Source organism: Halobacteriovorax sp. CON-3 (genome assembly GCF_043196995.1).
Lineage (GTDB): Bacteria > Bdellovibrionota > Bacteriovoracia > Bacteriovoracales > Bacteriovoracaceae > Halobacteriovorax_A.
Genome location: NZ_JBEBNA010000002.1, coordinates 821,309 through 834,392, shown reverse-complemented (window position 1 = coordinate 834,392; position 13,084 = coordinate 821,309). Strand labels below are relative to the sequence as shown.

The following is a 13,084-nucleotide window of genomic DNA, read 5'->3' as shown; positions in this document are numbered from 1 at the left end:
GATCTAAAGATATCAGTAAGATAGCAAGGCCATCGACATGGCCTCGCTCTAGTTATGCCAATTAAAATTGTGCTGATAATTGAAAGATAAAAGATGAGCCACATTCGAATTCATCGAGCTGATTGACTCCACAATCCATTGCTGAAACCGAATAGTCCATTGTGAATGAGCCTTTTTCGGTATTCAAATTGAAGCCATCTGCTAAATCAAGGCCTTGGGCCGTAAGAGCTGGAGCGATTGCTCTTTCTAAGTTCTCTGCACTAATTGAGATTTGTTTTAGCTTACCAAATAAAGTCTTCTTAACCACTGCTGGTACCACAATATCAATTTCATGCTCTTCAAAGATAATTTGAACTGCTTTTTTAGAGACAACGTTTAATTTCATTTTATTAAGTATTTGCTTAGTAGGAACTCCTTGCGAGATTTCATTACGTGAGCCTTCAACACTAATAACCATGTCGAAGTCACCTTCAATTGTCGACTTTGTTCCAGTAAGAGCATCTCCCTTAACCTCATAGAAATCCTTACCACGAAGCTCGATCGTAATTTCCATTCCATTTTCAAGGTGATTAAAGCTTGTATTAACAGTCTTAGCTAATTCATTATAGCTTACACCCTTGGCAAGAGCTTCAGTCATTGCCGTTGAACAAGATTCAACCTGCGCAAGATCTCCTCTTTTAAGTAAGGCAGCGGCCTTAGTGGAACCCTCAAGTGCACGAGCATAATTTACTGCAGCTTCACTATTTGAAAAGCGACAACTTGATAGGCCATCATTAACTGATAGTGATGCAAATGCTTGAGTGCTTAATAAAGTGATTGCTGTGGCAATAATAAATTTATTCAATTCAGGCTCCCTTGTACCTTCTTAAAAGTCTGGCAGTAAATTATCATATCTAGGAAATCTATCGAGTTATTTGAAAATTTGCCAATGGATGTCTTAGATTTAGACGCCTATTTTAAACAGGGAGAAATGGTCTTAAAACTTAAGATTTCTCTTAAGTTTCAAGACCTTAGAGCTTATTTAGCCTTCATTTGCTCAATAAATAATCGATACAATGAAGGAAGAACAACAAGTGTTAGAAGTGTTGCAGATATAATTCCTCCAACGACAACTGTAGCAAGAGGCCTTTGAACCTCTGCCCCTAGCCCTGTTGAAAAAATCATCGGCAGGAAGCCGAATATATCCGTTAAGGCCGTCATAAGAACTGGACGAAGTCTAACCATCGTCCCCTCCCTCACAACGTCATCAGGAGATTTTCCATCAGCTAAGAGTCGATTAAAGTATGTCACAAGAACAACACCGTTTAGAATACTAATCCCACAAAGAGCAATAAAGCCAACCCCAGCAGAAATACTAAATGGTAATCCTAAAATCTTTAATGAAAGGACACCACCAATAAGGGCCATTGGTGCACAAAGAAAAATGAGTAAGACTTGTGCATAATTCTTAAAGGCCGCATAGAGCATAACTAAAATGAGAAGCATGGCCAAAGGAACCAGAACACTTAATCTTTCTTTAGCAGAAATAAGATTCTTAAAACTTCCACCCCATTCAATATAGTAACCTTCCGGAAGAGTTACTTCTTTTTCAACAATCTCTTTTGCAACTTTAACAAAGTTTTCGATATCTCGAGTTTGTGGATTAATAAGAATAGCAAGTCTTCGAACTGAGTTTTCACGACTAACTGATGCATATGTTTCAGAAAGCTCAATATCGGCCACATCACTAATCTTAACGGTGTAGCCTTCAGAGATTCCAACTGGAAGATTTGAAATTGTCTCCACATCCTTCCTCTCGTTTGCAGACAAACGAGTCATGATCGGATACTTCTTCACTCCATCATAGATATCCCCAACTTGGGCACCACCGATAGCAGTTGAAATAACATCAAGTACAGGTTTACTACTTACGCCTAGTTTAGCTAGTTCATCAAGCTTTGGCGTGTATTGAATCATTGGAGCGAGCCCTTTTGATTCAACTTCAACCTCTCCTGCACCAGGTGTTTTTGCAATGGCCGCAGAAACCTTAGTGGCGATCTCTTCAATGACTTTTAAGTCTTCACCGTAAACCTTAGCAGAAACTGATGCCCTTGTTCCTTCAAGTAACTCGTTAAAGCGAAGCTCTACAGGTTGAGAGAACATGGCCACTTGAGCTGGTATATTTAAGGCGAGGGCCTTTCTTACTTCCTCCATAAGCTCGGCCTTGTTTTTGATATGTTCATTCTTAGGCCACTCATCTCTAGGCTTAAGCATGACATATGAGTCCGAAATATTGACACCCATCGGGTCCGTACTAATTTCGGCGGCTCCTGTTCTTGCGAAGACCGTCTTTACTTGAGGAAACTCTTTAATAACATCTTCACTTAAGCGTTGAAGGTGAATTGAGTTTTCAATACTAACATTAGCAGGACGGATAAACTGAACAGCAAAGTCCCCTTCATCTAACTGAGGAATAAACTCTGAGCCCATGCCCATAAAAAGAATTCCACCGAGAGCAATAGCAGATACGCCAAAACCTAGGACAGTCTTTTTAAATCTTAAGGCCAATTCTAGAATTGGTGCAAAAGCCTTTTTTGCAAGAAGCATGATTCTTGGTTCACGATCTTTTGTATTAGAGCTTAAGAAAGTTGCAGCTAGAGCAGGTACTAAGGTGAATGAAAGTACAAGTGCTGAGGCAAGGGCCATAATAAAAGTTGTGGCCATTGGACCAAACATCTTTCCTTCAACCCCAGTCAGTGCAAAGAGTGGAATGAAAACAGTAATAACAATAATCTCTCCAAATCCAGCTGCTGAGCGGATTTCAATAGCACTTTCCACAACAAGGTCTTTAATTTCAGCACGTGTTAAGGCACGTCCAATTTCGTTTGTTCTCTTTTGTAAGCGGTGGACACAATTTTCAATAACAATAACAGCACCATCAACAATGATCCCAAAGTCCAGAGCACCAAGGCTCATTAAGTTTCCTGAAACATTTTGCCAGCGCATTAGAATGAAAGTAATTAAAAGTGAAATTGGAATTGTTGCAGCAACAATAATTGCGGCCCTAATATTTCCCACAAGAAGCATGAGAAAGGCCATTACAAGTCCGGCACCTACAATTAGGTTATGCTCAACTGTACTTAGAGTAGCATTAACCATATTCGAACGATTATAAACGATTTCGAGATTTACCCATGAAGGAAGATCCTTTTTAATCTCGTTGATACGCTCTTCAAGTCTAATTGATACAGCACGAGAGTTTTCCCCAAGAAGCATGAAGGCCGTGCCGATGACAACTTCTTTTCCATTATGAGTTGCTGCTCCTGTGCGAATCTCTTTATCAAACTTAACAACGGCCACATCTTTAACACGGATGATATCAAGAGAACCAAGGCGTTTGATAACAATATTTTCGATATCAGAGATATTCTTTAAAAGACCAACACCGCGAACAAGAAGTTGCTCACCAGTTTGAGGAATATATCCTCCCCCAACATTCTGGTTCGTACTCTCAATGGCATTTTCAATATCATCAAAGTGAATTCCAAAGCGGGCCATTTTATCAATGTCTGGCTGGATGAAATATTGCTTCTCATAACCACCAATTGTATTAACTTCTGTCACACCTTTAACAGTTAGAAGTCTTGGCTTGATCAACCAATCTTGGATTGAGCGAAGCTCCATAAGCTTCAGCATCTCCTCTTCTTCAGTTTTTACCTCGCCCTTAAAACTTAAGGAGTAGTGAAAGATCTCTCCAAGGCCTGTACTGATTGGCCCCATCTCTGGTTTTATTCCTATAGGAAGATCAATATTAACAAGTTTCTCTGAAGTAAGTTGTCTGGCACGGAAAATATCCACATCATCATTAAAGATGACAGTAACCTGTGAGATGCCGTACTTCGATACAGATCGCGTTTGCTCAACTCCTGGCATTCCCGTTAAGGCCGACTCAATTGGAAACGTTACCATTCTTTCAATTTCTTCAGGAGTTAACCCTTCAACAGGAGTATTAACCTGCACCTGGGTATTTGTGATATCCGGAACGGCATCAATTGATAATTTATCAAATGAGTAGATACCTCCAATAATTAGAATGGCCGTCGCAATAAAAACAAAGAGACGATTATGAACACTAAATTCAATTATTTTATTCATCATGATTCTTGCCCCCGTCCTTAGTGTGCGTGGCCGTATTCAGACTCATCTGTCGAGAAGATATCTGAAACGCGAAGAAGACCGATGCCGCTAATAACGATTTCATCACCTTTAGCAAATGATCCCGTTAACTCATGCTCGTCTATTAACTTAAAGAAGCCTTCCCTCTTGCGATAAAGAGCGCGCTCCTTTCCAACAACCACGTAGGCGCTATCAGGAATATTATAAAAACCCTTTTCAAAAGATGTCGTCTTTATAGCAAGTCTCTTCTGAGCTTCATGAGACAATTGAAAACCGTGTGTTTCATCAACCTTTGTGATGGCCTTGCCTTCACCAGTTTTTTCGTCACCATGCCCGTGTCCATGGCCATGATCGTCGTGGTCGTCATGTCCTTCGTGATCTTCATGTTCATCATGTTCCTCATGTTCGTCATGGTCAGAATGTTCCTCATGCTTATGTTCATCGTGTTTGTGTTCGTCATGATGAGATTCACAACCAACTAAACCTATCAGTAATATTAGTAAGAATATTTTTTTCATATTTGTTCCTCTAGAATTGTTCCTCTTAGTAAATAGATATTCCATAAAGCTTCGACTGCTCCCATTTCGTAGTCGTTTCGCCTAATGGAAAAGTCCACCATTTGTCTGTGGGCCTCAATAATCAGCGATGTTGAAATCACACCGCGATCAAAGAGCTTTTCTATTCTCTTATGTTTTTTTTCTAAGACGGCCTGAGAAACCATTTTCTTGTAAACTGATTGATAACGTTGATATTTTTGAATCCAATTCCTAAGATCAATTTGAAGATCAAGTTCATCATAACGAATTTGATACTCACCTTTTTTAACTGCGGCCATCCCCTTGGCCTTTGCTCCATCATTTGTATTAAAAACTGGTAAGTCAAAAGTAAGGCTTAGACCAAAGGCATGCTCTTTCTCATCATCAACTTTGGAGTATTCATACATAGGCCCAATAGAAAGATCACTATAAGCATTGGACTTGGCGACATCATACTCGGCCTTTGCAACGGCTAGTTGTGCGAGTCCTTTCTTATAGTCAGTGCTATCTTTTAACTCTAGTGATTTTAAGTTGATCTTTTTAAACTTAAATAATTTTGGCAGAGCACTTTTTGTGACAACACAATTCTTTCCTGCATTTAATTTTAAATGGACTTGTAGGTTTGCTTTTTCAGCAATTAGTTCTGATAGCCTAATGTAGTAATCATCCATCGCAAACGAAAGAGTCTCATACTCGACTTCTTGGCTTGGTGATAATGATTTTCTAATCTTGCTCTTCTTATCTAGCACTTTCTTTAGAGAATCGTAAGATTCTTGATAGACAGGAATGAGTTCTTGAATTTGTCTAAGGCGATACATATTTAGAATATTTTCTAAAACAACCTTTTCCTTTTCACCTTTCGACTCAAGACTTCCAAGCTCTTTTAATCTCTGTGCCCATGCTTTACGTGAACCTCTCTTTCCCCCTAGCTCAAAAGTTTGAGTTAGCTTAATCATGGAAGAGATTTCATTACTCCCTGCAGAGACGACTTCTGTTTCAACCTCAGGGTTATAAACCTGATTGGCCGAATTAATTTCACCATCAAGTATTTCTTCATTGGCCTTTGCCAAGTGATTGACTTGATGATTTGACTTAATTTTCTTCAAAAATTCATTAGCATCTGTGATACGACAACTCTGTCCATAGGTGTTTAAGCCTATGCACATTGCAAGAATCACGACGCTACTTCGACTAGTATTCATCGCATTAATCCTTTTTAAATAAGAATGTTAAAACTTTAAATTTGAAAATTTACGATAAAGAAGGTGGCTTCTTTGCCGGGTCGAGGTATGGGGATTTGAAGAAATCCAATCTTGGTGTTTGTGTCTTATGTATTTCAAGAAGTGGTAATTTTAATTGAACAGTATGTTCGAGATTGGCCAGGAAGTGCAGGCCTGTGCAATGAATATGGCAATGATCAGAACCACTGTCGTGATCATCACAATGTTCTGGATGATCGAGTTTAGACTTCTCGACTTTAGTACTTTCTGCATTATCCACAGAGACTTTAATTTCATGGGCCTCATGAGTGAAGCTCACAAAAATCATAAAGACAGTGAATAGAGAAAGTAGAATTCGCATCATGAGTAAAATACTAACATGCTCAGATATTGGAGTCTAGCCTCCAGTCTGTTTCCACTTTAAATTTTTTTTATCGAAGTGCGCCTTAACCTGATCAAGCTTTTCACCGTGAACTTCGATATAGTCGTTTTTAAAGGCACCTCCAACACCAAGAGATTTTTTTAAATCCTTAGCAAGTTTCTGACACCATTTTTTATTTGCAGGAAGATCGCTAATTTCAACAATCGCTCTTCCCTTTCCTGAAGTTAGTCTTCTAATTTTTAAAACAAGTTCAGATTCATTAACTTCTTCATTAGAATTATTTTTACTATTTTTTTTTCTTAAATCACCGGCCTCATCAGACCACACTAATTTTGCATCTTTCATTCTTAGATCATAACTCAGAAACTAGAATTTGGCATTTTCAAAAAATCAATCTCTTCAGGAGTGGATTCTCGGCCGAGTACTTCATTGCGATGCGGATAACGTCCAAAACGTTCGATAATTCCCATATGCTGATGCATATACTGAAGGGCCATATCATTATCCAATTTTTCAAACAGCCTTAGCCCTTCTTTTTGAATTGTAAGAGATTCACTGTGCATATAGGGCATATAGAGAAAGTGTTTTTTTCTTGTCGTAAAACCTTCATCGGCTTTTTGGAGAATTGCCTCTTGGGCCAAGACCAAGGCCATATCATCACTGGCAAAAGAGCGTGCATCACCACGATAAATATTGCGAGAGAATTGATCGAGAATGATGATTTCGGCCAAACGTCCAAGATGCTCTTCCCTCCACTCAAATAACTCTCCCTTGGCGGCCTTAGTATGAAGCCTACCAAAGCGTTTCTCAATCTCGCGATCAATGCGGGTATCCTTCATCCACTTTTGTTCGTCGGTAAGCTCATCAAACCAAAAATCAAGTACTTCGTGGTACATAAACTCTCCTATTTAATGAAATTTTACCCGATATCTTGTTCAAAATTCGAAATCTGGGTAGAACCTTTTCATGAAAAAATTAATCCTTCTAGTTTGTTTATTTACACTAACAAAATCAGTCTTTGCGGCCGTTAGCAAGGACGAGTACGAGCAAGTCAAAGATGCTCTCTACCAAGCTTATAGTGAACTTGCCCCATCACAAAATGAAGTTTTACAAATTAACTTACCAATTGCAGGTTTACCTGATTCGTATTGGTGGGATATTGATATGATCCATGCCTCATATGTTCAGGCAACAAATCAAGAAGATCAAATTGAACACCGTATTTACTTAATGGGTGGCTTTGGTCGACTTGCGGGAATGACTCCAGATGGGCTTGCCCTAACGGCATGTCACGAGATCGGCCACGGTATTGGTGGAGATCCTAAGAAGGATGATCCAATGAATATGGGCTATCACTCTTCAATGGAAGGGCAATCTGATTACTTTGCCACGAAAGACTGTCTTGCAGTTGTCTTTAAATATCTTCCAGAATTACGTGAAGTAAAAGAGAAGCCTATCTATAAAGATCTTTGTTCAAAACAAGATAAGCATGAGTACTTTACTTGTCTTAGACTTCTAACTGCAATGGAAGCTGATCAGGCCTTCTTTAAAAGCAATGGTGACGAGGTAAGTTTTGGGACCTATTCATCAAATGTGGCCACAGAGCTTAATTCTGATCCGTCTTACTACCCTGCGGCCCAATGTCGCTTTGACACGATGATTAACGGGATTTTAGACCTAGAGCGTCCAGAATGTTGGTATCCAGGTGGTGAGAAAAACGGAACATTGCGCTAAATACATGCAAATTTTCGACATGTTCTCCATTAAATGCTAAGGTTCACACTATTATTAGTAGTATTTAACCAAACAAAGGGTATTTAATGGAAACTCATATGGAAAAAGTAAGCTACATTATCGGTCGCCAAATTGGTTCTGATTTTGTTGCACAAGGAATGGAAATCAACGCTGAAATTTTCGCAAACGCAGTATCATCTGCAATGAAAGGTGAAGCAAGCCAACTATCACCAGAAGAAACTCAAAAAACAATGACTGAGTTCCAAGAGCACATGGCAAGACAACTTGCTGAAGCAGCAAATAAGCTAGCTGAAGAAGGTCGTGCATACCTTGAAACAAACAAAGCAGCTGAAGGTGTATCAACAACTGCTTCAGGTCTACAATATAAAGTTCTAGAAGCAGGTTCAGGTGCAACTCCAACTGCTGAGTCAACAGTAGAAGTTCACTATGAAGGAAAACTAATTGATGGAACTGTATTTGATTCTTCATTCCAAAGAGGACAAACAATCCAATTCCCAGTTGGTGGTGTAATCAAGGGTTGGACAGAAGCGCTTCAACTAATGAAAGAGGGAGACTCTTGGGAACTAACAATCCCATCTGAGCTTGCTTACGGTGAGCACGGTGCAGGAGCTAAGATTCCTCCACACGCGACTCTTATCTTCAAAGTACAACTTATCAAAGCAAACGCATAAGTTTATAGAAGGGCCAAGTCATTGGCCCTTTTTCTTAACTTCCTTATAACCTTTCTTAACCAAACTTAAACTTCTAAATTGTTAATAAAAAGCTACATTTCCATCCATAACTTATGGGAGGATTCATGAAAAAAGTATTAATCTTTTTGGCAGCACTACCATTTTTCTTTAATACTGCTCTAGCAGAAAGAAAAAGCGGAGATGAAACAAAATTATCAACAACTGAAACAGTCGGTGCGATGAAGCACACGAGACGATTTAGAAATTTCTTAAGCGCGGCCCGCATTGCTGGCCTTGATGATATCGTAACGATTGATCATCCGATCACAATCTTTGCACCGAATGATGCAGCATTTGCGAAGCTACCTCCTGAAACAGTTGAGTATCTTCTAGCAAACCCTCTAGAGCTTAGAAAACTTCTTCTTTATCATATTGGTTACGGACGCCACGACAAGAGTGATCTTAGACAGAAGAAAGAAGTTAAGACATTCCATGGAAGAGTTATCCTTGTGGATCAAGATAGTGAGGAATTTATTCTAAACTCAAGTACTCTACGCCTTGGAACTCTTAAGAAGCACGATAGAAATATCATTGTTCACGAAATCAATGAAGTTCTTATGCCTTCAGAAGAGCTTCCAGCTAATAACTTTCAAACTGTTGAGTATGTTGATCTTTCTCGCTACCTGGGAACTTGGTACCAACAGGGTGCATACGATGCTTTCTTTAACCTAAGATGTCAGGGAACAAAGGCAGAGTACACACTTAAGCACCACAGAATTAGAGTTAAGAATTCTTGCCAGCTAGTTAACGGAAAAGAAAAAGTTGATAAGGCATATGCAAAAGTTGTTGATGAAATTTCGAATGCAAAACTTAAGGTTAGCTTTGTACCACTACTTGGATACTTTGGAGTTGGTGGCGGAGATTACCAGATCATCCACCTCGATGAAGAATATACTGAGGCAATCGTAGCGGATAGAAATAGAAATACCCTCTTCATCCTGACTCGTGAAAGAGAGATTGAAGAATCAAAATATGAAGAGCTAGTACAAATTGCAGTTGATCAGGGCTTTAGACCAGAGTACATCAAAAGAACTCCTGTGTATGAAGTAGTTGAGCCAACAGTAGAACCAACTGAGCCTAATGGCCATACAGATGGTGATAGTCATAGCGATAATCATGATGGTAATGATCATCACAATGATCACAACGGTGATAATCATCACGATGATCACGATGGTGATCTTGTCATTAAAGATCCAGTTGAAACTGACGTGATATTTTAAAAAAGAAAAGGGCCAGATTCTGGCCCTTTTTTTATTCGACTCTTACTAGATTTTTACAAACGATGATATTTCTCTCTTTCTTTGGAAAGTGTGGAAAGAGATTGTATTTTGAGGAAAGTGAATCAACCATAAACTTTCCATTTCTCTGCTTCTCTAAAACAAGGTCATTAAAGCCAGTATACTCATCATCATGAAACCAGCGTTTTTCAACACCTGTGTACTGACGATATAATCTAAATTCATCTGACTTATCTATGTCTAACTCACCTTCAAGAGTAAGAGACTTCTCACCTTTTTCAACAGTTGCATGGCAATATCCCTCCTCACACTCGATGCTAACAGAGCATCCGCTAGAGCTTTCATAATTACCCGCTAATTTGGCGGCAGATGAATTAAAAGAAATAAGAGCAAGTAATGCGACTAGTGTAATTTTCATAGTGAACCTCATCAGATTTTTTTTTGAATCTATCAGAAATCGACATGAGATTATATAAGGGTGGTAAGAAATATTATGGTGATTAGATTTTAAACAAGGGGGCATTGCCCCCTTAAGTATATGAAATTATAGAGAATACATTTGAACGATGATAACAGCAAAAAAGATTGCTAGAAAAAGGGCCACACATAAATAGAAACCCCAAACACTTCCCTGCTCTTGCTCATTATTATCATGTTGTCTAACTTTACCTTCATAATCAAATTTCTTTACTTCTACAGAAGTATCTACTGATGCGTTTTCCATACATCCTCCATTGTTTTTAAATCAAATAATTTTTAAATTGTGATAATTGATCTATGACAATGGTGGGCTGAGCCCAGAGTGAATGCCAAAAAATAGACTTGTGACAAGTATTGGTTGTGTGTTTGAAAGTCGACCATAAGAAGGTGCTCTTAGGTCATTATCGAGATGAATTAGATGTAAGTACTCATCAGGTAAGTCTTCTAAAGACTTAAGCTCAGGTGTTCTGGTGTGATTTTCAATTGATGAGCTGGCCTCTTGATTAAAGTCCAAAAAGATCTTGGCACTATCTTCAAAATCAATCTGTGTTGAAGCAGCACTTGCGATACTTCCTAATAGGAAGAACCAGATGAATAGGATTATTTGCTTAATTTTCAAAGCGCCATAGTCCTCTTATATTTGTGACCCCTGTTACGCGCCACTTATCTTTTTTCATTAAACTAAATACGACTTCAACTGGCTTAAGTGTATATTGGCCATCGTTGATATTCTTCATAATCGTCGCATTTGTTTGGGGACGATTTGAGACAAGTGGAGGTCTTGTTAGCTTTAACAAGGCAATCTGCATATCGAATTTATTATCAAACTCTGGCACGATAATAATCGTTCTAACAGTTGCGCGACTTCCCTCTTTTTTCACGTCTACGACCTTAAATGAAAGTAGGCCCTGAATGGCCGAGAGAACTTCCTTCTTAGTCTTTTTGATATTCTTTTCCCATGTCACAACATCTTTTACGAAGCCACGATAGTCAGCAATTTGCTGCTGATTTCCAAAGCCTGGGTCATAGTAATTGAACGTTTCTTCAAAATTGACCGAGAAAGTTTCACGAATCACGCTCTCAACCGTTTCCTCTGGAGTTGGTTTAGAACAACTAATAAATGAAGAAATTAAAATTAATAAGACAAGAAATCGTTTCATCCACACATTATACACTTAGCTTGAGCTATGGCCTAATCATTTCTTTGTTAAATCTCTGTATGGAAATTGACGTCACTAAAACATGGAAAATACTAGAGTACGTATTGCATTTATAAATATGATCTGGTGGAAGCTTCTCCATCAACTCTCTGTGAGCGGCGGCCAAATTTGTATATGGAAGCTCAGGAAAGAGATGGTGGATGGCATGGTAATTAAGTCCATTAACAAAAATAAAAAATGAACTAAGTCCCGACTCTATTGTCACAGTGTCTAAGAGATGTTCTTCCCAACTCATAGGCTCTAGTTTCTCATTAGTATAGAGATGATTGAAGAGTGCGCGATACATATTTAGCGTTGAAGAGATCACCACAATTGCAAACCAAATCCATATCGTACGCATGGGAAGGATTTCAGAAAAAATTAGGGCCCCAATAATGGCCTTATAGAGTACACACATAAGGTCATTTCTAACCATACGGGCAACCTCTTTTTCTTCGTTACGAATTGGTCTCTTATAATCCATAGAAAAAGCGAGGGTGGACATATTTTGATAAACCCAGACCTTCTGTTCCCTAGTTAAGAATGGATAAACAAATGGAAACACCCCAAAGCGAATGACCTGCACGATAGGCAGTGCAACTGATGCCATAAGAGGTCTTGATAAAGTAAGAAAGCTAAACTCTGAAATATACTTATATTCTGGATCTCTCTTGGTACCATAAGTTTTCTTACCGTGGTGAAAGAGATGGGCATCTCCTAGATAGACTGGATAAGCGTTAGGCCAACCAAAGAGAATATTAAAGGCCGTACGATACCCTTTAATCTTCTTTGCGATATGACTCACCTCATGAACTAAGATTGTTCCACGATAGATAAAGAAAATCGCAACAATTAAAGTGAAGATATTAAAATGGAAACATGTGTAGAAGAAAGCACTCCATCCAATAAGAGCGTTAATAAGTAGATCAAACCAAACCCTACCCTTGTTTAGGGTGTGGTGATTCTTTAAGATCTCCTTCATTAGCTGAATGTCATCTCTTTTAGATATTACCTCTCTCATTATACTTTTCTAGCATATGAGAAAAGTATCGATAAGATAGGTAGTGAAAACTTAACCTAATTTAACAATATTGCTCTTTCAAAAACTCAGCATAGCGACTTAAGGTTTCAAACCATTTTTGCAATGAGTCTTCATCCCCATCTTTTAGAGCTTTTTGTAAATTAAATACGATTTGATCCAGTTGAAAAAAGCCATAGGACTTTGCCGAGCCCAAGATCGTATGACAAACGCTACTCATTCCCCCGATATCATTAAGTTTATAGAAAGAGGATAGCTTCTCATAGTCTAGTAAGGTGTACTTGATAAAATCAGGAATTAAGCTCACTAATTCAGGGTCAATATCTGCTTTTACAAAAATCATAAA

Annotated in this window: 16 protein-coding genes; 3 read left to right on the top strand and 13 right to left on the bottom strand. The window is 38.6% G+C overall.

Annotated features, from left to right (window positions below; genetic code table 11):
- Positions 1-61 precede the first annotated feature (61 nt).
- The 7 genes from ABMA72_RS14735 to ABMA72_RS14705 form a co-directional block, all read right to left on the bottom strand.
- Positions 62-844, bottom strand: coding sequence for a hypothetical protein (locus ABMA72_RS14735; protein ID WP_103218086.1), 783 nt, complete (start codon positions 842-844; stop codon positions 62-64).
- 173 nt (positions 845-1,017) lie between these two features.
- Positions 1,018-4,137: an efflux RND transporter permease subunit gene (locus ABMA72_RS14730; protein ID WP_393057693.1), complete on the bottom strand. Its 3,120-nt coding sequence runs from the start codon at positions 4,135-4,137 to the stop codon at positions 1,018-1,020.
- A 17-nt stretch (positions 4,138-4,154) separates the two neighbouring features.
- Complete coding sequence (locus ABMA72_RS14725) at positions 4,155-4,673, bottom strand: hypothetical protein (protein WP_393057691.1); 519 nt, start codon at positions 4,671-4,673, stop codon at positions 4,155-4,157.
- Positions 4,670-5,893, bottom strand: a complete 1,224-nt coding sequence (locus tag ABMA72_RS14720) for a TolC family protein (RefSeq protein WP_393057689.1) — start codon at positions 5,891-5,893, stop codon at positions 4,670-4,672. Before ABMA72_RS14720 ends, ABMA72_RS14725 begins: the two co-directional genes overlap by 4 nt.
- 49 nt (positions 5,894-5,942) lie before the next feature.
- Positions 5,943-6,275, bottom strand: a complete 333-nt coding sequence (locus ABMA72_RS14715) for a hypothetical protein (RefSeq protein ID WP_393057687.1) — start codon at positions 6,273-6,275, stop codon at positions 5,943-5,945.
- A gap of 33 nt (positions 6,276-6,308) precedes the next feature.
- Positions 6,309-6,638: a hypothetical protein gene (locus ABMA72_RS14710; RefSeq protein WP_392859786.1), complete on the bottom strand. Its 330-nt coding sequence runs from the start codon at positions 6,636-6,638 to the stop codon at positions 6,309-6,311.
- A gap of 14 nt (positions 6,639-6,652) precedes the next feature.
- Positions 6,653-7,189, bottom strand: coding sequence for a DUF924 family protein (locus ABMA72_RS14705; protein ID WP_392859784.1), 537 nt, complete (start codon positions 7,187-7,189; stop codon positions 6,653-6,655).
- A 70-nt stretch (positions 7,190-7,259) separates the two neighbouring features.
- On the opposite strand from ABMA72_RS14705, the gene ABMA72_RS14700 reads away from it, so the two are divergent.
- From ABMA72_RS14700 to ABMA72_RS14690, 3 genes are all read left to right on the top strand, one after another.
- Positions 7,260-8,027 carry a hypothetical protein gene (locus ABMA72_RS14700; protein WP_393057685.1) on the top strand — a complete coding sequence of 256 codons (768 nt, stop codon included), beginning with the start codon at positions 7,260-7,262 and terminating at the stop codon, positions 8,025-8,027.
- 86 nt (positions 8,028-8,113) lie between these two features.
- Entirely contained in the window at positions 8,114-8,719 is a 606-nt protein-coding gene (locus tag ABMA72_RS14695) for an FKBP-type peptidyl-prolyl cis-trans isomerase (protein WP_392859777.1), read from the top strand.
- A gap of 125 nt (positions 8,720-8,844) precedes the next feature.
- Positions 8,845-10,002 (top strand): lipocalin family protein, encoded by a 1,158-nt coding sequence (locus ABMA72_RS14690; protein WP_393057683.1) that lies wholly within the window; start codon positions 8,845-8,847, stop codon positions 10,000-10,002.
- Positions 10,003-10,033: 31 nt separating this feature from the next.
- Here the strand turns inward: ABMA72_RS14690 and ABMA72_RS14685 are convergent, their stop codons facing one another.
- The 6 genes from ABMA72_RS14685 to ABMA72_RS14660 form a co-directional block, all read right to left on the bottom strand.
- On the bottom strand, positions 10,034-10,438 hold the full coding sequence (locus ABMA72_RS14685; RefSeq protein ID WP_393057681.1) for a hypothetical protein: 405 nt from the start codon (positions 10,436-10,438) through the stop codon (positions 10,034-10,036).
- 126 nt (positions 10,439-10,564) lie between these two features.
- Positions 10,565-10,744 carry a hypothetical protein gene (locus tag ABMA72_RS14680; RefSeq protein ID WP_392859770.1) on the bottom strand — a complete coding sequence of 60 codons (180 nt, stop codon included), beginning with the start codon at positions 10,742-10,744 and terminating at the stop codon, positions 10,565-10,567.
- A 51-nt stretch (positions 10,745-10,795) separates the two neighbouring features.
- Positions 10,796-11,119 (bottom strand): hypothetical protein, encoded by a 324-nt coding sequence (locus ABMA72_RS14675; RefSeq protein ID WP_393057679.1) that lies wholly within the window; start codon positions 11,117-11,119, stop codon positions 10,796-10,798.
- Positions 11,109-11,660, bottom strand: coding sequence for a hypothetical protein (locus tag ABMA72_RS14670; RefSeq protein ID WP_393057677.1), 552 nt, complete (start codon positions 11,658-11,660; stop codon positions 11,109-11,111). Before ABMA72_RS14670 ends, ABMA72_RS14675 begins: the two co-directional genes overlap by 11 nt.
- Before the next feature lie 25 nt (positions 11,661-11,685).
- Positions 11,686-12,720 carry a fatty acid desaturase gene (locus tag ABMA72_RS14665; protein WP_393057675.1) on the bottom strand — a complete coding sequence of 345 codons (1,035 nt, stop codon included), beginning with the start codon at positions 12,718-12,720 and terminating at the stop codon, positions 11,686-11,688.
- A 61-nt stretch (positions 12,721-12,781) separates the two neighbouring features.
- Complete coding sequence (locus ABMA72_RS14660) at positions 12,782-13,081, bottom strand: Hpt domain-containing protein (RefSeq protein WP_392859760.1); 300 nt, start codon at positions 13,079-13,081, stop codon at positions 12,782-12,784.
- Between the last annotated feature and the right edge of the window lie 3 nt (positions 13,082-13,084).

Coding starts and splice junctions, on each gene's coding strand:
- ABMA72_RS14730 (WP_393057693.1), bottom strand. CDS start 4,137: ATGATGAATAAAATAATTGAATTTAGTGTTCATAATCGTCTCTTTGTT.
- ABMA72_RS14725 (WP_393057691.1), bottom strand. CDS start 4,673: ATGAAAAAAATATTCTTACTAATATTACTGATAGGTTTAGTTGGTTGT.
- ABMA72_RS14720 (WP_393057689.1), bottom strand. CDS start 5,893: ATGAATACTAGTCGAAGTAGCGTCGTGATTCTTGCAATGTGCATAGGC.
- ABMA72_RS14715 (WP_393057687.1), bottom strand. CDS start 6,275: ATGATGCGAATTCTACTTTCTCTATTCACTGTCTTTATGATTTTTGTG.
- ABMA72_RS14710 (WP_392859786.1), bottom strand. CDS start 6,638: ATGAAAGATGCAAAATTAGTGTGGTCTGATGAGGCCGGTGATTTAAGA.
- ABMA72_RS14705 (WP_392859784.1), bottom strand. CDS start 7,189: ATGTACCACGAAGTACTTGATTTTTGGTTTGATGAGCTTACCGACGAA.
- ABMA72_RS14700 (WP_393057685.1), top strand. CDS start 7,260: ATGAAAAAATTAATCCTTCTAGTTTGTTTATTTACACTAACAAAATCA.
- ABMA72_RS14695 (WP_392859777.1), top strand. CDS start 8,114: ATGGAAACTCATATGGAAAAAGTAAGCTACATTATCGGTCGCCAAATT.
- ABMA72_RS14690 (WP_393057683.1), top strand. CDS start 8,845: ATGAAAAAAGTATTAATCTTTTTGGCAGCACTACCATTTTTCTTTAAT.
- ABMA72_RS14685 (WP_393057681.1), bottom strand. CDS start 10,438: ATGAAAATTACACTAGTCGCATTACTTGCTCTTATTTCTTTTAATTCA.
- ABMA72_RS14680 (WP_392859770.1), bottom strand. CDS start 10,744: ATGGAAAACGCATCAGTAGATACTTCTGTAGAAGTAAAGAAATTTGAT.
- ABMA72_RS14670 (WP_393057677.1), bottom strand. CDS start 11,660: ATGAAACGATTTCTTGTCTTATTAATTTTAATTTCTTCATTTATTAGT.
- ABMA72_RS14665 (WP_393057675.1), bottom strand. CDS start 12,720: ATGAGAGAGGTAATATCTAAAAGAGATGACATTCAGCTAATGAAGGAG.
- ABMA72_RS14660 (WP_392859760.1), bottom strand. CDS start 13,081: ATGATTTTTGTAAAAGCAGATATTGACCCTGAATTAGTGAGCTTAATT.